Consider the following 18,517-nt stretch of genomic DNA (forward strand, 5'->3'; position numbering starts at 1 on the left):
TGTTAGAATGAAAATGATACCGGTACATCCCAGGAGGCACTAAATGAACAAACATTTGGAAGATATCCCGGATTATCCGAATTGGCGGCTCATCAAAAAAATCGAAGAAGGCTGGTCGAAAGATAAAAAGTATTATGTGGAAAATCACGAGGGAACAAGATTATTGCTCCGAATCACGGGTAGCCACATGTTTGACGTCAAAAAGAAAGAGTTTGAGATGATTCAGATCTTTAATAAGCTGGATATTCTGATGTCGGAAGCGGTCTCGTTCGGCTTCTGCAATGACAACCGGAGTGTCTATATGCTGCTGAGCTGGGTAGACGGACTTGCATTGCGAGAGGCTTTGAAACAGCTGCCGGAGGAGGAACAATATGCAATCGGCGTGCAAACGGGCAGGATATTAAAAGCTTTGCATGCCATACCCGTGAACCCGGAAGACATCCCCGCGGAGGATAAGAAAATCCATAAATTGCGTAAATTGGACACTTACGTAAAAAGTTCAGTCCGGGTGGAGAACGACCAACCCGCAATCGACTATGTACGAAACAATTTGTACAAGATCCATCCTCTGCACGCCCGTGTACAAGCACGGGGATTTTCATGTCGGCAATCTGATCTTGTCCGATAAGGGTAAAGTCGGTGTGATCGATTTTAACAGATGGAACTGCGGCGACCGCTATGAGGAATTTTACAAAATACAAAATTTCGACGTCGAAGTCAGCATACCGTTTTCCGTCGGCCAGGTGGACGGTTATTTCAATAACGAGCCGCCGGTTCAATTATGGGACGTGCTGGCCGTTTATGCCGCCCATTCGGCGCTTTGTTTAATCAATTGGGCCGAAAAATTCAACAATAGAGATGAAGTAAGTCAGATGCAGCAGCGTTGTCTGCAAACGTTCAAGGATTATGATTATTTTCAGACGTCCGTTCCGCGCTGGTACAGCAATCATTACAGGAAGTTCCGGAACTAAAACGTTCGAAACAAAAAGGAGTTCAGACACGATGACGGCCCCGCAGCCTATGACTGAGAAACAAAAGATGTTAGCCGGTAAACCCTATAAAGCTTTCGGCGAGGAGCTTCTACTCGAACGGCAGCACGCCAAGGAAGTCTTGTTCGATTACAACGCGCTGCGTCCCGGCGAAGTCGAGAAACGGAACGAACTGCTCCGTCCGCTTCTTGGACGTACGGGCAAAGCCTTTTTTATAGAACCCCCGTTCCGCTGCGATTACGGATACAATATTTCGCTGGGGGAAAATTTTTATGCCAATTATAATTTAACGGTGCTCGACTGCAATCGGGTAACGATCGGGAACAACGTTCTGATCGGTCCCAATGTGAGCGTATTTACTGCCGGCCACGCCATTCATCCGGAGCTTAGAGTGAATGAAGTGGAATACGCGCTCCCGATCTCGATCGGCAACAACGTCTGGATCGGCGGCGGGGCGATACTCAATCCCGGCGTGTCGATCGGCGACCATACGATTATCGGATCGGGGAGCGTGGTTACGAAGGATATCCCCGCAAACGTTATTGCCGCGGGAAATCCGTGCCGCGTCCTTCGTCCGATCACAGAGGACGACAGGAACCAGTTCCGGGACGCCTAAAGCCGGAACCGCTGCAAAAGACTGCTTCCGCGGAAGCGGTCTTTTCCTGTTTGCCGGATCGTACGGGCCGCATTTCTTCTTCGGAAGCGCCGCAAGCAGAGGCGGCAATCCTTTATCGCTTCACTCAGTAAAACGAAACCTTGGATGCCCGATTTGGGCATCTTTTTTTTTATTATTGACGCTTTCCTGCATTGTGAGTATGATAATGATAATCGTTACGATTACGATTAAATTCGGTCGAGCGACGTAATCCTACATTTTTTTTAAAAAAATCGGTCCAGGGGTAGTTGTCTGATGAAACGTGAAATCGACTTTGTGAAATGCAATCCCACACAGAATATGACCATTCTTGTGAGAACGAATCACCTGGCTGAGGACTATAAGCCCATCGCCGCTAAAATGATGTCCTACGACAGTGTGTACGCCGAACAAGTAGGCTTCATCGAAAAACCCGGCAGCTATGAAGCCGATGCCAATTTACGAATGGCGGGAGGTGAGTTTTGCGGGAATGCTTGCATGTCCTTAGCCGCTTTTCTAGCATCTGAAAAAGGAATGAATCCTGACGATTTCATGGAAATTGTCCTCGAAGCTTCCGGAACGGAGCAGTTAGTCACCTGTCAGGTGAAAAAAGTCAAGGAAGAGTATGTGTGCCGGCTTGCAATGCCTGTGCCCAAAAAAATCGATCGGAAGACAATCAAGTTTGAAGGCGATGACTTGGATATTGTCACGGTGAGATATCCTGACTTTCTACATATTGTGATCGAAGTCGATCATTTCAATGAGACCGTGAGAAATCGGGCACAGGCCTTGGCGAAGCTGCTTGGAGCGACTTTGGAAGCCAGCGTGATCGGCATTTTGTTATTCAAGAGTCATTCGGACGAATTGGCTCCGCTCATTTATGTCCCTCCCTTGGACAGCATGATTTGGGAAAGAGGGTGCGGCTCCGGCACGGCTTCACTGGGTGCCTTCCTGTCTTGGAAACACAAGGGGGCCGTTTCTGCGCAAATCAAGCAGCCCGGCGGCACCATAACTGTCATGGCCGAATGGGAGGAAGACGAGGTAACAAGCCTCACCATTGAAGGATCCGTTGGAATTGTAGCCCAAGGCAGAGCTTTTGTTGATGTTTAATAACCTGAATCGGATTGGAGTGAAGGTATGCATACGCACGAACAATTTCTACAAACTTTAACCGGATTTCAAGCGAAATTTACGCATTTAGCAGATCGTTACGAAGGTACCGTTCAGCGAAGCGCCGAGTTAGAAGCGATTTTAGATGACTATTCCGCTTTTATTACGAACGAGGCTAACGAAGAATCATGGGAACATCTGAACCTGCAAGATCCCGGACATATGTCCCGGCTAGTGGAAGATTTGAGGAAGACGTCGGCGTTTTGTGTCGCGATTATGGAAAAATACCGTGCATGGAAGCTGTTGAATGGAGACACGGAACGGACGGAGTATTTCCGAAATATAGAATCATGCATCGAGAAAGAATTTGGAAGCTTTCAAGTGACAGCGGATTCGAAAGTGTTGTTGGTGGGCTCGGGTTCATTCCCCATGACGCCATTGTACATAGCGAAGCAAACCGGTGCGGAAGTGGTCGGCATTGATATTGACAGGGAGGCTGTAGAACTCGGAAGAAGGGTTGTAGAGGAGTTGGGAAGCGGATTGAAAATCAGGCTGGAGAACGTGTTCGTAGAGCATCTGGACGGTATACAAGAGGTGACTCACATCATATTCAGCTCAACGGTTGCCAATAAATACGAACTGCTGGACCAATTGGATCGGCTAACCAATCGGCATGTGATTGTGGCCATGAGATACGGCGGCGGCTTGAAATCTTTATTCAATTACCCCATGCAAGAGGTGAACAGACGCAAATGGAGCTTGGTTGAAACCGTTTTGCGTCCCGATCACGTGTTTGATATCGCTTTGTATCAAAAAGCATAGGCTTCATTTTGGGAGAGGAAGGGTCAGATGGGTGATTTTCAACGAGTCTTAGTGCTGGGAACGGGTCCCGCTTCGATTCAATTGGCCGTACTGCTAAAAAAATATGCGAACTGCCGCGTAGGAATCGCCGGTCGAAAGTCCGTTCGTTCCGAACACTTCTTTGCGGCGCTCAAGCAGAGCAACCGGCGTATCCGCGCAGACATTCAAAATGAAAAGCACCGGCGGCTGCAGGGCGAGTGCGTCATCGATGATGTTTTTCACGGATATGAGAGCATTACGGGAAGATGGGATACCGTGATCTTGTCCGTTACGGCGGATGCATACATAGGGGTACTCCAACAAATCCATGAACAGCTTTTGCAGCAAGTAAGGTGTGTGGTCTTAATTTCCCCGACCTTCGGTTCAAACAGCTTAATCCGCCACTATATGACGGATATTCGTGCGGATGCGGAAATTATTAGCTTTTCCACCTATCTTGGCGATACGCGCTGGAGGCACGACAAGCCGTCCGATCAGGTCATCACGACAGGAATCAAGAAAAAAGTGTTCATTGGCTCGACGAAGGCTCCATCTGGTAATGTGACGAAGCTCCGTACGTTGTATGAACAACTGGGTATAACCTTGGAAATCATGGGTTCTCCATTCGAAGCGGAAACGAGAAATAGTTCCTTATATGTCCATCCGCCTCTGTTTATGAATGACTTTTCGTTAAATGTTCTATTCGGAGAAGCGGCCCCCAAGAAATTTGTATACAAAATGTTTCCCGAAGGTCCCATTACACCCGGTTTAATCCGCGATATGGTGGCCTGTTGGAAAGAGATGACGGCCATTATCCGCAAGCTAAATATAGACGGCCTTAACTTGCTTAAGTTCATGACAGACGATAATTATCCGGTGCGGCCGGAAAGCTTATCGCGTCATGAGATCGAAAACTTCCTTCATTTCGAAACGATCCATCAAGAGTATTTAGTATACATCCGGTATACATCGCTGTTAATCGATCCTTTCTCCGAACCGGATCAGGATGGGAAATATTTCGATTTCTCGGCAGTCCCCATTCGGCAAATCTTTGTCAACCATGAAGGGTACTGGGACATCCCGCGCATGCCCAAGGAAGATTACTACCGAATAAAAATCATACAAGGCATTGCGAGGTATGTAGATTCAAGCTGTCCGACGATCGATACATTCATTGCAACTTATGAGCGGAAAATAGAGGAAGCGGCCCGGCATAGGCTGCAGGACGAGTTGTTGTCGGATGCATTCACCGTCCAGAGTTTTGAAGAAGACTTGAAGAGGATACGCAGTGAAATAGAGACCAGGTTGGGAACAAAGAAGAATTAGTACGCTGCATACTGGAGGAGACGACATGACGAGAAGAATAGCGGGTTTATTAGCTGCTTTAATGATTTCCATTGCACTGCTGGCAGGCTGCGCCGGCGAGAAGAACACGAATACGGGGTCCACGGAACGAAGCAAAGAACTGGTGTACGCCACGGCAAAAGATATCAACGATATGAATCCCCATTTGTACACGGGTTCAATGCCGGCGCAAGGAATGGTGTACGAATCATTAGTCGAAAATACGGAAAACGGAATCAAGCCGCTGCTGGCCGAGTCTTGGGAAACTTCAAATGACGGGAAAACATACACCTTTCATCTGAGAAAAGATGTGACCTTTCACGACGGAGAACCATTTAACGCGGAGGCTGTGAAGAAGAATATCGAAGCCGTGCAAAAAAATGCAAGCAAGCATTCCTGGATCAAACTTTCCACTAAGATCGTGAGCTGTAATGTGCTGGATGAGTTTACGGTGGAATTGAATCTATCGGAGCCCTACTATCCGACTTTACTGGAATTGTCGATGACCCGGCCTTACGTATTCATCTCGCCCGAAAACTTCGTTAACGGGGAGACAAAGGATGGGGTGAACGGATACAACGGCACCGGACCCTATAAGCTCAAGGAACATAAAACCGAACAGTACGCCACTTTTGAAGCCAATGAAGGCTACTGGGGCGGCGCGCCTAAAGTGAAGAAAATTACGGCGAAAGTTCTTCCGGCCGGGGAAATGACATTTTTGGCGCTGCAAAAGGGTGAAGTCAACTTTGTCTTTACGGATGATCGAGGCGCGGACAGCATTGATGTGGAAGCGATGAATCGGTTAGTTCAATCGGGTGATTTCCAGCTGGTCAGAAGTAAAGCGATGAATACGAAAATGATCGTTGCCAACAGCAGCAAATCAGGCCCCGTTCATGAAAAGGCCGTACGCGAGGCCATCTGGTATTCCATTGACCGGGAAACCGTCAGCAAGCAAATTTTTAGCGGGATGGAAACGGCGGCTAACACTCTATTTTCCTCCAATGTCCCGTATGCGGACGTCGATTTGAAGAAGCGGGGCTACGATCCGGAAACAGCGAAAAAGATTTTGGAAGAAGCGGGCTGGAGCCTGGAGAGCGGCAAAGCAGTCAGAACCAAAGCCGGAAACCCGTTAGCCATGAAGCTTTACTACGACGTCAATTCTTCCTCCCAAAAAACGCAGGCTGAATTCCTTCAACATACGTTGACAACAATTGGGGCTAAGCTGGACCTTATCGGCGAAGAATCTTCTTCTATCGCGAAAAGAAGAGCCACGGGAGACTATGATCTGCTGTTCAATCAAACATGGGGGCTCGCCTACGATCCGCAAAGTACAATTGCCGCCTTTACATCGGAAAGCTCTTATCTGCATACAACCAAAGGCATACCGAAAGCGGCCGAACTCTACAAGAACATCGATGATGTGATGGTGTCCGCCGACGAGAAGACACGGAGATCGTTATACGCGGATATTTTAACTCTTGTCCATGACGAAGGCGTCTTTATCCCCATCACCAATGGCAACGTCACCGTCCTGGCTCCCAAAAATTTGAAAGGGATCTCGTTTAAGCAAACGCAATACGAGCTGCCGTTTGAGCGAATGTACTTTGAGTAGCTAAATAAATTGTACAGGGATACCCTTGGTGCCATGTGCAAAAAAGGAGATGGCTATGGGTAGTTATATCCTCAAAAGAGTTTTGCTATCGCTTCCTTTGCTTGTGATCATATCCTTTTTAACGTTTGTTTTAAATCATCTGTCTCCTTTGGATCCAGCCGAAGTGGTCCTGCACGCGCAAGGCGTGCCGGATATAACCGAAGAATTAATCGCGGAAACGAAATGGGCGCTCGGACTGGACCAACCGTTTCTAATCCGTTATTTCAATTGGGTCGTTGCCTGCCTGCAGCTCGATTTCGGCCATTCGTACGTTACGGGAAAACCGGTCTGGTCCTTGCTGGGCCCCGCTTTTCTGAATACATTAAAGCTGACGCTGGTTTCGATGGCTGCCATTATTGTCCTATCTATTGTCCTTGGCGTGCTCTGCGCATGGAAAGAAGGGAAAAGGATGGACAAATCGGTTAGAGGGGTCTCGTTTTTGCTGACTTCTATGCCGTCGTACTGGCTTGCGTCGCTCATGGTGTGGTATTTTTCCGTCCATCTGGATCTTCTCCCGACAAGCGGCATGGACTCCTTCCAAAGTTACATTTTACCGGTTACCGTGATTACCATCAGTTACACAGGCATTTACTTTCGGATCGTCAGAAGCTCCATGATCGGCCAGTTGAACGAGGACTATGTGTTGTACGGCAGGGCAAGCGGTTTACCGGAAAGGAAAATAACGATGCATATCCTAAGAAATTCGCTTCAGGTGGCCATTTCCGTGTTTTGTATGGCCATCCCCATTATTTTGGGAAGCACGGTCGTTGTAGAAAACCTGTTCGCGTGGCCCGGGCTGGGGACGTTAAGTGTCAAATCCATTCTAAGCAGGGATTTCCCGATCATCCAAGCTTATGTCCTTGTGTTGGCGGCGGCCTTCGTTCTGTTCAATACCTTGTCGGACATGATTCTTGCGGCGATGAATCCCAAACTAAGGAAGGGGATGTAATGGAACGATTTAAATCGATCGTGAAAGACAAGCCGGCTGTCCTATCTTTATTCATTCTCGTTATAACCATGGCTGCCGGGATCTTTGCCCCTCTGATTGCGCCGCATGCTCCCGGGGAAGTGCATATGGATCTTCGGTTTGCGGGTCCGTCGCTGGAATATTTGTTAGGCAACGATCACCTGGGGCGATGTGTTTTATCCAGATTAATTTACGGGATCCGTCCAAGCGTGCTTTGGGTGATGGCCGCCTTGATCTTAACGGTAGGGATTGGTGCCTTTTTTGGCTTTATTGCAGGGTATTTCAGGGGAAGAACAGATGCCGTCGTGATGAGAATTTGCGATGTGATGCTTTCTTTTCCGGGTTATGTCATGATCTTGGCCGTAATCGGTATTGTGGGCGTAGGCTTTGAAAATATATTGATCGCGTTTGTATGTACGAAATGGGCATGGTTTGCCCGCGTCATCCGAACGTCTGTCATGCAATATGCCGAAGCGGACTATGTGAAGTTCTCTAAAGCGCTTGGCGCCGGCAGCGTTCAAATTATGGTCAAGCATATTGTGCCCGTCGCGCTTCCCGACATTGCCGTTCTATCAAGCAGTTCTTTCGGTTCCATGATTTTGCAGTTATCCGGCTTCTCCTTCCTCGGTTTAGGCGTTCAAGCTCCGAATGCAGAGTGGGGCATGATGTTGAATGAAGCAAGGGAAGTCATGTTCTCGAAGCCGGAACTTATGTTAGCGCCGGGTTTAGCGATCGTTCTTGTCGTGTCGGCTGTCAACTTCTTGTCCGATGCGCTCCAAGCTGCGTTAGATCCTAAATTAAGGACTTCCAATCCAAAGCTGCAAGGCCAGACCGTCGCTGCCGGTACGGCGATTCAAGGAAATGGGGTGGCTTAATCCGGTCATGAATAGTTTAGAAGTGAAAAATTTAAAAGTTTGGGATAGCCTGACCGGTGAAGTGATTATCCCGAACAGCTCCTTTCATGTAAAGCAGGGAAGCTGTCTGGCCATCGTTGGAGAAAGCGGAAGCGGGAAGTCTCTGACCTGCAGGGCCGTTATGAGATTGACTAAAGCCAATATCCGCCAATCCGGAGACATTCTGTTTGGCGGAGTAAACTTAAGCGAGCTGCCCGAGAAAGAAATGAGAAAAAGAAGAGGAAAGCAGCTCTGCATGATTTTGCAAAACGGCATGCGAGCCTTCGATCCCTCTTGTGTGGTCGGGGTTCATTTAAAAGAAACGCTTGCCGAACATTTCGGCTGGAGCCGCGACGAAATAACGGCGAAGATGAAAAAAGCCATGGAAAGCGTGATGCTCAAAGATCCGATAGCGGTGATGAACAAGTATCCGCACCAGCTTTCGGGGGGCATGCTTCAGCGCGTGATGATTGCGCTGGCTATTGTGCTGGAACCCGAACTCGTTATCGCGGACGAACCGACTACGGCACTTGATACGATCTCCCAATTCGAGGTCGTTGAACAGTTTGCGCAATTGCGGAAGAGAATGGGGTGCTCCATGATTTTTATTTCGCACGACCTGGGCATCGTCCGAAAACTTTCGGATGAGGTGCTGGTTATGAAAGAAGGAGAAGTGGTGGAAAGAGGGCCGACTCCGGCCATTTTCTCTGGAGCACGCCACGAATATACCCGCTATTTGGTAGCCTCAAAGCTTTCGCTGAATCATCATTTTAGGAACCTAATGGGAGGCGTCGGCCGTGCTGAGGATTGAAGGTGTCGAGAAATCGTACAAAACGGGCGGCTTATTTTCCAAGAAAAAACAAAACGTGTTAGCAAACATTAGCTTCGAATGCGGGCAAGGGGAATGTTTGGGCATCATCGGAGAAAGCGGAAGCGGCAAATCCACACTGGGCCGACTGATCATAGGGATTGAGGAGCCGGATCAAGGAACCGTTTTATTCGAGGGAAAAAGGATAAGGGAGCGGAATGCGAGACGGGGGAACATCAGCGCTGTTTTTCAAGACTATACCTCCTCCATTAATCCGTTTTATACGGTTGAGCAGGCTATTATGGAACCTATGAAGCTGCAAAACAAAGCCCGAAAAGAGGCTTCAGGCAAGATTGATCTGCTGCTGCATCAAGTCGGACTGGACTCGTCCTATCGAACAAAATACCCCCATGAATTATCGGGCGGAGAAGCTCAAAGGGTGTGCATAGCCAGAGCCGTTTCAACCGAGCCCAAATGTATTTTGCTGGACGAAGCCATCAGCTCGCTGGATGGTTCGGTTCAAATCCAGGTGCTTCAGTTGCTCAAAAGATTGAGGGAAATTTACAACATGGGCTACATCTTCATCACCCATGACATACAGGCTGCCGCCTATATTTGCGACAGGGTCGTTTTCATGCGACAGGGCCGGATCGAAGAAACGGTGAACATCGCACACTTAAAAGACGTTCAATCCGCGTATGCAAAGAAATTATTGCAGATGATCATTACCTAGCGTTATGGGCAGACAGAGAGAATTCGGGAAGGAGCAAGAACGGTGAAAGGAGCTTTGTCCTGGCCTTTTCTGAGGCTGTATATGTTGACTCTGCTGTATTTCAGCGCCAACTCCATTTTAAACGTGATCATCCCTTTGAAGGGCGAATCGCTGGGGGCCACGAATACAACGATCGGGATCATTATGGGGGCGTACTTATTTACAACCATGTTTTTCCGGCCCTGGGCGGGTCATATGATTCACAAGCATGGTCCGATTAAAGTGCTGCGCACGATTCTAGTTATAAACGGGTTCGCCTTACTCCTGTACACGTTTACCGGGCTCGGAGGATACTTCGCCGCCCGTATGCTGCAAGGGGTCTGTACCGCTTTTTTCTCCATGGCCCTGCAGCTGGGTATTATAGACGCGCTGCCGGATAAGGACCGGTCACAAGGCATCTCGATGTATTCCTTATGCGCTTCCATGCCGAATATTATGGGGCCTCTGCTGGCTGTGGGTATGTGGCATACAGCGGATAACCGTTATTTTATAGCGGCCATGATTACGATTGCCATTCTTACCGGAGTGGTGGGTTATAGTGCCGGAATGGAAAAAAAAGAGGCCGAACCCGCTGCGGGTCAGCCCGGGCATGGCGCCAAGATGCTCCATTCCTTCGGCCATCTGGTTAAAAACCCGCATTTATTCAAATGCAGCGTTCTGATGCTGACAGCTTCCCTTGTATTCGGAGCGGTGACAACCTTTATTCCCCTATATGCCATGCAGATCGAAAACGGCAACGCGGCCATTTATCTGATGATTCAGGCGACGGCCGTAGTGGCAGCGCGTTTTGTGCTTAGGAAGAAAATTCCTTCGGACGGAAAGTGGCATTCGTCTTTTATGATGGCGATTATGCTGATTTTAGCCGCAGGAGCGCAATGTGTAAGCTTTTCTGCAGCCGGCGGAACGGTGTTTTTTTATGTCGGCGCAGGTTTAACAGGCATCGCTCAGGCCCTGCTTTATCCGACCTTGACCACGTATTTGACTTTTGTATTGCCGCAACATGATCGCAATGTGCTACTCGGTTTATTTATCGCTACGGCCGATTTAGGAGTTTCACTGGGCGGCGTCGTTATGGGCCCCGTCGCGGATCTTTCTTCGTACTCGTTTATGTATCTGATTTGCGCGATTTTAGGTTTGTCGATGATCTTTTTTGCTTATGATCGACGTAAGATTTTTGCCCGCTCAGGATAAACTTGAAGGTCTTTCTATGACAATTGGCTCCCAGAAACATATTGATGGTCTTACGGAAATCGGTAAAATCGTTGCGTTGACAATAGATCATGTAATATCCCTTGTCCATCATCGATCGTCTTTGTGTTAGATTCTAAATAAGTGATTCAATAATTCAACTTATATAGCATTGAAAGCAAGTGTTTATAAATAAAAAAACCTCTCCAATCGCAAAGTCGTTTCATGACGACAGCTTGTTTGCGATTAAGGGAGGTTTTTTTGTATTTAATCGATTAAGTTTCAACCGTATTATTCATGCAACTGCTTATGAAACTCGTCAAGCGGCCGGGACAGATTCTGCTTGATAATGCGTGCGGCTGTTGCCGAATCGCGATCCTGCAGCGCTTGAATGATTTGTTCATGCTCTTGAACGGCCGTTTGCGTCTGTTCGATTGGATGGTTTAAAAACACATATTTAAAGCGGCGGATATGCAATTGGAGCGAAGAGCAAAAGGACGTGATATACGAATTGTCTGCGATTTCTACAATCAGGTTGTGAAACTCCTCATCATATTCAAGCGCCTGATACAGATCCTTTTCAAGAATGCACTTCGTAAATGCTTGATTCAATTCCCGCAATTGTTCGATTTGTTCCGGCTGAATCAGTTGGGCCGCCATCTCGGCTGCCAATGCGTGCAGTACAACGAGGGGGGCGTACGGCTTATGAATATCGTCTTTGTCGATCCGGGTCACTCGCGTATCCTTGCCGGGAAACATCTGGACGAGTCCCTGTGCTTCGAGCAATTGCAGCGCTTCTCTAACCGGCGTCCGGCTCACGCCCAGCGCAGCGGCAAGTTCGGCATCATTGAGCTTTTCGTCAGGCTGCAGCGTGCCGTCAATAATCCATTTTTGCAATTGTGACAATGTCCGATCTTTGGCTGTAGAGCGGACTGGTGTCGAATAATTGTCAGGTATTGGCATTCCATTCATCCTCTTCATCCTTGATAGACAAAAACAACAGTCATTATTCCATAATATTTTGATTTTTAATATATCGCATCTTGCAGCTGAAAGCAATTGAAAGAGCATTAGAAACAGCGCTTAAGGGGCGGCAATGAAAGAGAAAAGAGAAAAAGCTTTATTTTTATCGCAAAAAAAGATTGCGTCTAGGAGATATTCGAAATATAATATGCAATATATTACGATAAAGATTTGTTCTTGTATCATTCAAACAACATGAAGCAATGATGAGGAGCAGGCAGAGGCTCTTATGTACAGAGATCGGTGCAGAAGCTGAGAGCATCGTCATAACCCTACTGCCAACTCGCCTCGGAGCTATTTCCTTGAACCAGTCAACGATTAGAGGAAATCGGAGTGGCGCACGTTACTGTGCCGTTGATCGGCTGTTAGCCGATTGGAAGTGGCTGTACTGAGTACGCGGAACTATCTGTGTATGTATGCAGCAATTATGGGTGGTACCGCGGAAGAATACTCGCTCCTTTCGTCCCTTATACGCGTGTTGCGTATCTGGACGGCAGGAGTTTTTTAATGGGAGGGGATGAAGGAGAGAATAATATGATTTTCACAAAAAGGGCTGTATGTCAGCCATCTTAAGAGAATGAGTTTCATTCTCTGGAGTGAGAAGCCACTACTATACGAGGAGAGGTTTGCAATGGCAACAAAAACCATACAACCGGCATCAATTGCCGCGAAGACGATTTATCCCATTTTGCTGACGATCAGCATGATGCATTTATTGAATGATACGATTCAGTTTATTGTCCCGTCGTTGTTCCCGATTTTAAAATCGTCATTGTCCCTAAATTTTGCTCAAATCGGTCTCATTTCACTAATGATCAATTTGACTGCAGCCATTATGCAGCCCCTGATCGGGATTTACACGGACAACAAGGCTAAGCCGATGATGCTGCCGTTCGGCATGCTGTTTACAATGCTTGGCGTCATCACACTTGCTTATGCGCATCAATTTTGGGTTGTCATGTTCGCCGTTATGCTGATTGGACTTGGCTCAGCTATTTTCCATCCGGAGTCGGCACGCGTGTCGTTTCTGGCAGCAGGCGATAAAAAAGGAGCAGCCTCCTCGATTTTTCAATTTGGCGGGTTTATGGGGCAAGCGATTGCTCCAGTGCTGACTGCTGTCTGGTTTGTCGTTACCGGCCAGCAAGGGCTCGTTTGGCTTTCGATCGTGATTGCGGTAGGCTTTTTTGCCCAGTTTTATGTGGCCCGCTGGTATCAAAATCAATTGGTTCCAGCTGATGCTGCCGGCGCCAAAACAAAACAAAGTCAAGTGAGTCCAACCGGGTTATCAACCGGCCGTATTGTGCTTGCGATTACAATTCTTATGATTTTGGTATTCTCGAAAAACTTGTATGTTGCGGCGATCAGCAGCTATTATTCGTTCTTTGTCATTGACCGTTTCGGTGTCACGATGGGGCAGGCGCAAATCATTCTGTTCGTATTCCTGGCGGCTAACGTTGTAGGCTTGCTGCTTGGCGGCTTGCTGGCAGACCGCTTTAGCCGGCTGAAACTGATCTGGTTCTCGATCCTGGGCACCGCGCCATTTGCATTGATGCTGCCCTATTCCAATCTGACTTTCTCAATCATCTGGATTTTCTTGGCTGGCACAATTTTGTCATCGTCTTTCTCGGTTATTATGGTTTATGCCAACGAGCTGCTGCCGGGCAAAGTAGGACTTGTCTCCGGGATCTTCTTTGGGCTTGCTTTCGGTTTAGGCGGTGTCGGCTCCGCCATTCTCGGCAACATGGCCGACACAACAAGTATTGATTTCATTATTCAATGCTGCGCTTACTTGCCGCTGTTGGGGCTGTTGACGATTTTCCTGCCGTCGGACAAAAAAGTGAAGAAAGAAGCGCAGCAGGTCTCTGTTGCTCAATCTTAACTTAATTTATGCTGTCCATGATGTCCCGCTCGCCCGGATAGCCGGAAGAAGAAGTTGGCCGGCAGGGCGTGAGGATAAAAAAATCATAAGAGGCCTTTACGCTTCCGGCTCGCACCGTTTGATCGATATTAGCGGATGTGCCGTCCAGCATCCTGTCGTTAACCAGATGATTGAGCAGGTAAAAGCCAGTATGACGGAATTGCAGATTCCCGCTTATAATGAACGTACACGAGAAGGTGTGGTGTGGACAGTCGTCGCCCGTGTCGGCGAAGTGACGGGGCATGTACAGCTTACAGCTTACACTCATAACCGCTACGGACTGGCTGCCGGATTCCAAGCAGTTTGTGCAGCGTATTCCTTCGAGGGATGCGCCGAGAAGCTGCTGCCGGAATGGGTCGGGCGCTGCATCAAGCCCGATGTCGTTGTCGTTGACCCGCCGTGGAGGTTGTGAACAGTCGCTGCTGCAAACCATTCTCCAAGCCAGGCCCGCGCGGCTCGTGTACGTCTCCTGCAACCCGGCCACTCTGGCCAAGGATTGCGAAACGCTGCTCCGCGGCGGCTACCAGATCGAATGGGTGCAGCCGGTGAATATGTTTCCACAGATGACGCATGTGGAGTGCTTAATATTGATGATTCTGAATTATCAAGTAATATGTGACAGTACTGCTCAATTTATTGATGTATTTTTTATATTAAGTGAATCAATTTCATAATGCGCACTTTTAAAAAATCATAAAGAAACAGAATTTCGATGATTCCTTAAAAAAACGAATGAAATAGCTAATTATGCTACAGAAAGTTGTAGTTGGGAAAGCCGATCAACTGCCAGTTTGCAGGCGTTGTACGCAAGATGAACCAAATCAAAATGGACTTTAGCTTTCTTCCCTGTACAATGGTAAATCTGATTCAATAGAAAATAACCTTTAAGATAGGCGTTTACGCGCTCAACGGCACTTCGTTCCTTATAGATTTCAGTCCATTTCATCGAGCCTCTTGCCGGTACCGTGTAGCGTCTCAGGTCATCTGTAACTTTCTTTTTATAAACCTTTTGACAAAGGCTGTCGCGGGCTAATGGACATTCTTTACATTCGATTGGCCGTGTATATTTTAATGTTTCATATTTTGCATCATAGCTGTCGTAACGATAACTATGCTCTCGCACACATGTTGGTGCGAAGTACTTATCAAAGCCTATTGGTTCAGGCTCATTTTTCTTATTATAAGCAATGACAGACTGGGCCCCGATACGATGAACTTGTTCATAAATAGGGTAGTAGTCATAATCGGCGTCCATTGTCGTCCTCTTGATTTCTAAAGAAGGTAAACGGGCGTGGACCCCTTTCAATAAAGGGATTGCAGCTTTTCCATCGTTAAGACTACCAGAAGAAAAGAGCGATTGAAGGATGTATTGGCTTTTCGTCCCAACGGCTAGATGGCACTTAAATCCGAACCAAAAGACATTCTTTCCCTCGCTATTCTTCTTCACACCCCATTCAGGTTGAGTGGGTACAGAGGAACGAAGTTCCTCGAGTGGTACATCCAGTTGGTCTGCAATTGTTTTCTCATAGAGTGGAAGATTAGCTTCTTTCTCAGCCTGCTCAAGGAGCCACTGTTCACGTTCTTCTTTCTTTTTACGACCTCTTTTCTGAGGTTCCTTTTTAACTTTTTCTGTTTTGGATGGAGCGCGATCACGTGATTCAACATGGGTTGCATCAATGGCTATCGTTTCATCTGAGACAAATCCTTCCGATATTGCCTGGAGAAGAAGACGCTCTTGAACAATTTCTAACGCGTCTGATTCACTAATTAACGTGATCATACGCGAATAGGAAGCTTCAGATGGAATCTCATCCGATACTAAGAATCCACAATCAACCTTAAATCGTAAATCCGTAGAAAGACGCTTCACAAGGTCCTTAATGAATGGGATACGCTCCGTGATTCGAATAATCAACGAATAGATCATCGCGGAGTAATTAAGTGATTGTTTTGGTCCAAATCGCGACCTTTTCATCACAACATCTAGGATTGGATGAATGTCAATACCGGATAAAACCGAATTAAAACGTTGGGTAGGTTCCAAATCGAATAAAACTTGCATGTCAAACAGGCTTTATTGTCGTATAATGGACATAGGGGTATCTCTCCAGTCTGTTAATGTGTGTGTCGTAACTCTCATTATACAGGATTTGGGGAGGCACCCTATTTTTTTGTCGTTTTAAACTTAGAGCCCCAAGGGCTCAGAGATATGAAATTGATTCGATTGTTAGAATTAAATCGACTTTGCTATTTTTCTTAGTAATTTGAAAATCTTTTGCACCTCTATTAATACTGAAAATACCACTTAAACCATTATCATAAAGTGATTCTATATTTTCACCAACAACAGCAATGGCAGGAACTTGATTTTTCTTGGCCATTCTTGCAATACCTGCAATGACTTTTTCTTATATTTCGAGGCAAAAGGTAATCCAGTGTCTACTTTGACTGGTAGTGCATCAATGTCCGTTCTTAACCCAATTATTGGATGGTCTTTATTGTCTTGTAACATTGCGACTAATCTAGTTCCAAGGTACTGGTGAAAATGATGTCTTAATCCGATCGTATAATCTTTGTTTTCCTTAGTTAGGTTCTTTACATTCATCTGTTATTCTTCTTTGTTTGTTTTATTCAATAGAATTGTCAAATTAAGTACAATACAGATATGCCTCAAAGGAAACTAAAAGACATGCTTTCTGTTAGAATTTAGGGTTCATGCCTTTTAAGGATTTTATTCAGTGTCTATTCTAACGGGCTTGACATTTAACGGCGTTTCTTTTTTTGATTGATTAGCGAAATGCATAACCCCTTACATACTCTCTTTGCGACAATGAAGCAAAATGAAAATCTAGGGTCTTAACATTTCTCCCTTGTCCCATGAAACAATTAATCGATTCAATCTTCTTAGCCGAGTTTCTTCTTTTTTAGCACTCATTACCCACCAAATAGAATCTCTTCTGTACGAAGGTGGAAGCTGATTAAAAAATTCCCAAGAACTTGGATGTTTTCTAATTTCATCCTCATATTCTTTCGTTAAAGTAACGTTCCTATGAACGGAAGCATAACCTGTTTGATCATTTCTTTGATTGAAAACAGTCAATCCCTCAGGCCTCATTTGATTGTGTTCTATCAGTTTATGCACCTTTTGCACATTAACTTTACTCCAGAGGCTATTAGGCTTACGTGGAGTAAAGCGAATTTTATAGCAATCTTCATCAACTGTTTTTCGTATCCCATCAATCCAACCAAATGACAGTGCACAATCTACTGATTCGGACCAAGTGAGACTTGCTTTATTGGTCTTTTTCTTAAAAAAAACTACCCAAATTTCACTAGCTGTTTGGTGATGAATATCCAACCAATCAATAAATTCTGTTTGATTACTAAAAAATAGCACTTCACTCATTTTTCCAGCCATTCTAAAATCATTTGATTAAGCTCTTCAGGTCTTTCTTCTTGAATCCAATGACCAGTGTTTAAACTCTTAATGTCTATATTAGGTACAAAATCTTTTATATTTGGAAGCGGCGGAATAATATCATTCTCACCATAAATCATCAATGTTGGCTGATGAAGAATAGGAGATACGTCACCTAATAAATGCCAATTACGATTTAAATTTCTGTACCAATTGATGCTTGGAGTGAAACCTGTCTTATTGAAGGCTGTGATATAAACAGAAAGATCATCATCGCTCATAACAGGTTCACCTAACGGCTGGGTTGCTTTAGCTAGATTAATCATTTCCATTCCTTCAACAGAGCCTTGTGATGGAACATTCTTTCGATATAAGTTACGAAGAAATTGGGCTGCATTTTCGTCTAATACAGCATCTGCAACACCTGGTTGTTTGTTAAAGTGAACAAAATAGTAATCATCGCCAAAAGCTTCTTCCATAAAATCAATCCAAGGTCTCTCTCCTCGAACTTGGTAGGGCAAGCATAAGTTAATCATTTTATTAACACGTTCTGGATGCAGCAAAGCCATACTCCAAACAACACTTGCGCCCCAATCATGGCCCATAAAAATGGCATCTTTGTATTGGTAGTGATCCAAAAGAGCAACAAGATCACCCGTTAAATGTTCAATATCATATTTTGTGACTTCTTTTGGACAAGAAGACTCTCCATACCCTCGTTGATTAGGAATAATAACGTGATAACCTGCTTCTACAAGAGGAGTCACTTGATGTCTCCAAGAAAAGGCATGCTCTGGCCATCCGTGGCAGAGAACGATAGGTTGCCCCCCATTTTTTTGTCCAGCTTCAAAAACCTCTAGCTCCACACCGTTACCTGAGATAAGTGTTGGTGTTGGAAATTCATAATTGTTTGTCATTTAACATCCTCCTAATTAAAATAAAAGTATCTTACAATGACAATA

Annotated in this window: 20 protein-coding genes; 15 read left to right on the forward strand and 5 right to left on the reverse strand. The window is 46.0% G+C overall.

All coding sequences use genetic code 11. The features are described 5' to 3' along the window. Positions 1-43 precede the first annotated feature (43 nt). The 12 genes from AC2TF6_RS12245 to cntE all read left to right on the forward strand — a co-directional run bounded on the left by AC2TF6_RS12245 (position 44) and on the right by cntE (position 11,199). Positions 44-628: a phosphotransferase family protein gene (locus AC2TF6_RS12245; protein ID WP_491311235.1), complete on the forward strand. Its 585-nt coding sequence runs from the start codon at positions 44-46 to the stop codon at positions 626-628. Next, a complete protein-coding gene (locus AC2TF6_RS12250; protein WP_491311236.1) occupies positions 537-971 on the forward strand; it encodes an aminoglycoside phosphotransferase family protein in 435 nt (144 codons plus the stop codon). The genes AC2TF6_RS12245 and AC2TF6_RS12250 overlap by 92 nt, the downstream gene beginning before the upstream one ends. Positions 972-1,002: 31 nt before the next feature. Continuing rightward, positions 1,003-1,605, forward strand: a complete 603-nt coding sequence (locus AC2TF6_RS12255) for a sugar O-acetyltransferase (protein WP_491311237.1) — start codon at positions 1,003-1,005, stop codon at positions 1,603-1,605. A 294-nt stretch (positions 1,606-1,899) separates the two neighbouring features. After that, complete coding sequence (locus AC2TF6_RS12260) at positions 1,900-2,733, forward strand: histidine racemase CntK family protein (protein WP_491311238.1); 834 nt, start codon at positions 1,900-1,902, stop codon at positions 2,731-2,733. Positions 2,734-2,760: 27 nt separating this feature from the next. Next, on the forward strand, positions 2,761-3,555 hold the full coding sequence (locus tag AC2TF6_RS12265; RefSeq protein ID WP_491311239.1) for a nicotianamine synthase family protein: 795 nt from the start codon (positions 2,761-2,763) through the stop codon (positions 3,553-3,555). Between the two features lie 27 nt (positions 3,556-3,582). Beyond that, positions 3,583-4,899, forward strand: a complete 1,317-nt coding sequence (locus tag AC2TF6_RS12270; protein ID WP_491311240.1) for an opine metallophore biosynthesis dehydrogenase — start codon at positions 3,583-3,585, stop codon at positions 4,897-4,899. A gap of 25 nt (positions 4,900-4,924) precedes the next feature. Beyond that, on the forward strand, positions 4,925-6,529 hold the full coding sequence (gene cntA / locus AC2TF6_RS12275; RefSeq protein ID WP_491311241.1) for a staphylopine-dependent metal ABC transporter substrate-binding lipoprotein: 1,605 nt from the start codon (positions 4,925-4,927) through the stop codon (positions 6,527-6,529). 55 nt (positions 6,530-6,584) lie between these two features. Next, positions 6,585-7,517, forward strand: a complete 933-nt coding sequence (opp1B, locus tag AC2TF6_RS12280) for a nickel/cobalt ABC transporter permease (protein ID WP_491311242.1) — start codon at positions 6,585-6,587, stop codon at positions 7,515-7,517. Further along, the gene (gene cntC, locus AC2TF6_RS12285) at positions 7,517-8,410 is read left to right on the forward strand and encodes a staphylopine uptake ABC transporter permease subunit CntC (RefSeq protein ID WP_491311243.1); all 894 of its coding nucleotides are present in this window, start codon (positions 7,517-7,519) and stop codon (positions 8,408-8,410) included. The genes opp1B and cntC overlap by 1 nt, the downstream gene beginning before the upstream one ends. A 7-nt stretch (positions 8,411-8,417) precedes the next feature. Continuing rightward, a complete protein-coding gene (gene cntD / locus AC2TF6_RS12290; protein WP_491311244.1) occupies positions 8,418-9,239 on the forward strand; it encodes a staphylopine uptake ABC transporter ATP-binding protein CntD in 822 nt (273 codons plus the stop codon). Further along, a complete protein-coding gene (locus AC2TF6_RS12295; RefSeq protein ID WP_491311245.1) occupies positions 9,226-9,969 on the forward strand; it encodes an ABC transporter ATP-binding protein in 744 nt (247 codons plus the stop codon). Before cntD ends, AC2TF6_RS12295 begins: the two co-directional genes overlap by 14 nt. 42 nt (positions 9,970-10,011) lie before the next feature. Next, positions 10,012-11,199, forward strand: a complete 1,188-nt coding sequence (gene cntE / locus AC2TF6_RS12300) for a staphylopine family metallophore export MFS transporter CntE (protein ID WP_491311246.1) — start codon at positions 10,012-10,014, stop codon at positions 11,197-11,199. A 288-nt stretch (positions 11,200-11,487) separates the two neighbouring features. On the opposite strand, the gene AC2TF6_RS12305 is transcribed toward cntE, so the two are convergent. Continuing rightward, on the reverse strand, positions 11,488-12,159 hold the full coding sequence (locus AC2TF6_RS12305; RefSeq protein WP_376126113.1) for a GntR family transcriptional regulator: 672 nt from the start codon (positions 12,157-12,159) through the stop codon (positions 11,488-11,490). Between the two features lie 691 nt (positions 12,160-12,850). On the opposite strand from AC2TF6_RS12305, the gene AC2TF6_RS12310 reads away from it, so the two are divergent. From AC2TF6_RS12310 to AC2TF6_RS12320, 3 genes are all read left to right on the forward strand, one after another. After that, the gene (locus AC2TF6_RS12310; RefSeq protein WP_376126116.1) at positions 12,851-14,098 is read left to right on the forward strand and encodes an MFS transporter; all 1,248 of its coding nucleotides are present in this window, start codon (positions 12,851-12,853) and stop codon (positions 14,096-14,098) included. Positions 14,099-14,288: 190 nt separating this feature from the next. Continuing rightward, positions 14,289-14,549 carry a hypothetical protein gene (locus AC2TF6_RS12315; protein WP_491311247.1) on the forward strand — a complete coding sequence of 87 codons (261 nt, stop codon included), beginning with the start codon at positions 14,289-14,291 and terminating at the stop codon, positions 14,547-14,549. Next, the gene (locus tag AC2TF6_RS12320) at positions 14,515-14,811 is read left to right on the forward strand and encodes a hypothetical protein (protein ID WP_491311248.1); all 297 of its coding nucleotides are present in this window, start codon (positions 14,515-14,517) and stop codon (positions 14,809-14,811) included. Before AC2TF6_RS12315 ends, AC2TF6_RS12320 begins: the two co-directional genes overlap by 35 nt. A gap of 71 nt (positions 14,812-14,882) precedes the next feature. On the opposite strand, the gene AC2TF6_RS12325 is transcribed toward AC2TF6_RS12320, so the two are convergent. The 4 genes from AC2TF6_RS12325 to AC2TF6_RS12340 form a co-directional block, all read right to left on the reverse strand. Further along, a complete protein-coding gene (locus AC2TF6_RS12325) occupies positions 14,883-16,199 on the reverse strand; it encodes a transposase (protein WP_491311249.1) in 1,317 nt (438 codons plus the stop codon). A gap of 139 nt (positions 16,200-16,338) precedes the next feature. Continuing rightward, positions 16,339-16,518: a hypothetical protein gene (locus AC2TF6_RS12330; protein WP_491311250.1), complete on the reverse strand. Its 180-nt coding sequence runs from the start codon at positions 16,516-16,518 to the stop codon at positions 16,339-16,341. Positions 16,519-16,985: 467 nt separating this feature from the next. Further along, positions 16,986-17,543: a YdeI/OmpD-associated family protein gene (locus AC2TF6_RS12335; RefSeq protein WP_491311251.1), complete on the reverse strand. Its 558-nt coding sequence runs from the start codon at positions 17,541-17,543 to the stop codon at positions 16,986-16,988. Then, entirely contained in the window at positions 17,540-18,472 is a 933-nt protein-coding gene (locus AC2TF6_RS12340; RefSeq protein ID WP_147951689.1) for an alpha/beta fold hydrolase, read from the reverse strand. The genes AC2TF6_RS12335 and AC2TF6_RS12340 overlap by 4 nt, the downstream gene beginning before the upstream one ends. Positions 18,473-18,517 lie beyond the last annotated feature (45 nt).

Source organism: Paenibacillus sp. JNUCC 35 (assembly GCF_058269095.1).

Bases quoted from the DNA above. Each gene is read 5' to 3' on its own strand.
- cntC (WP_491311243.1), top strand. From the start codon at position 7,517: ATGGAACGATTTAAATCGATCGTGAAAGACAAGCCGGCTGTCCTATCT.
- AC2TF6_RS12325 (WP_491311249.1), bottom strand. From the start codon at position 16,199: ATGCAAGTTTTATTCGATTTGGAACCTACCCAACGTTTTAATTCGGTT.
- AC2TF6_RS12335 (WP_491311251.1), bottom strand. From the start codon at position 17,543: ATGAGTGAAGTGCTATTTTTTAGTAATCAAACAGAATTTATTGATTGG.
- AC2TF6_RS12305 (WP_376126113.1), bottom strand. From the start codon at position 12,159: ATGCCAATACCTGACAATTATTCGACACCAGTCCGCTCTACAGCCAAA.
- AC2TF6_RS12250 (WP_491311236.1), top strand. From the start codon at position 537: ATGTACGAAACAATTTGTACAAGATCCATCCTCTGCACGCCCGTGTAC.
- cntA (WP_491311241.1), top strand. From the start codon at position 4,925: ATGACGAGAAGAATAGCGGGTTTATTAGCTGCTTTAATGATTTCCATT.
- AC2TF6_RS12330 (WP_491311250.1), bottom strand. From the start codon at position 16,518: ATGGCCAAGAAAAATCAAGTTCCTGCCATTGCTGTTGTTGGTGAAAAT.
- AC2TF6_RS12255 (WP_491311237.1), top strand. From the start codon at position 1,003: ATGACGGCCCCGCAGCCTATGACTGAGAAACAAAAGATGTTAGCCGGT.
- opp1B (WP_491311242.1), top strand. From the start codon at position 6,585: ATGGGTAGTTATATCCTCAAAAGAGTTTTGCTATCGCTTCCTTTGCTT.
- AC2TF6_RS12310 (WP_376126116.1), top strand. From the start codon at position 12,851: ATGGCAACAAAAACCATACAACCGGCATCAATTGCCGCGAAGACGATT.
- AC2TF6_RS12340 (WP_147951689.1), bottom strand. From the start codon at position 18,472: ATGACAAACAATTATGAATTTCCAACACCAACACTTATCTCAGGTAAC.
- AC2TF6_RS12265 (WP_491311239.1), top strand. From the start codon at position 2,761: ATGCATACGCACGAACAATTTCTACAAACTTTAACCGGATTTCAAGCG.
- AC2TF6_RS12315 (WP_491311247.1), top strand. From the start codon at position 14,289: ATGACGGAATTGCAGATTCCCGCTTATAATGAACGTACACGAGAAGGT.
- cntD (WP_491311244.1), top strand. From the start codon at position 8,418: ATGAATAGTTTAGAAGTGAAAAATTTAAAAGTTTGGGATAGCCTGACC.
- AC2TF6_RS12245 (WP_491311235.1), top strand. From the start codon at position 44: ATGAACAAACATTTGGAAGATATCCCGGATTATCCGAATTGGCGGCTC.
- AC2TF6_RS12270 (WP_491311240.1), top strand. From the start codon at position 3,583: ATGGGTGATTTTCAACGAGTCTTAGTGCTGGGAACGGGTCCCGCTTCG.
- AC2TF6_RS12260 (WP_491311238.1), top strand. From the start codon at position 1,900: ATGAAACGTGAAATCGACTTTGTGAAATGCAATCCCACACAGAATATG.
- AC2TF6_RS12320 (WP_491311248.1), top strand. From the start codon at position 14,515: ATGTCGTTGTCGTTGACCCGCCGTGGAGGTTGTGAACAGTCGCTGCTG.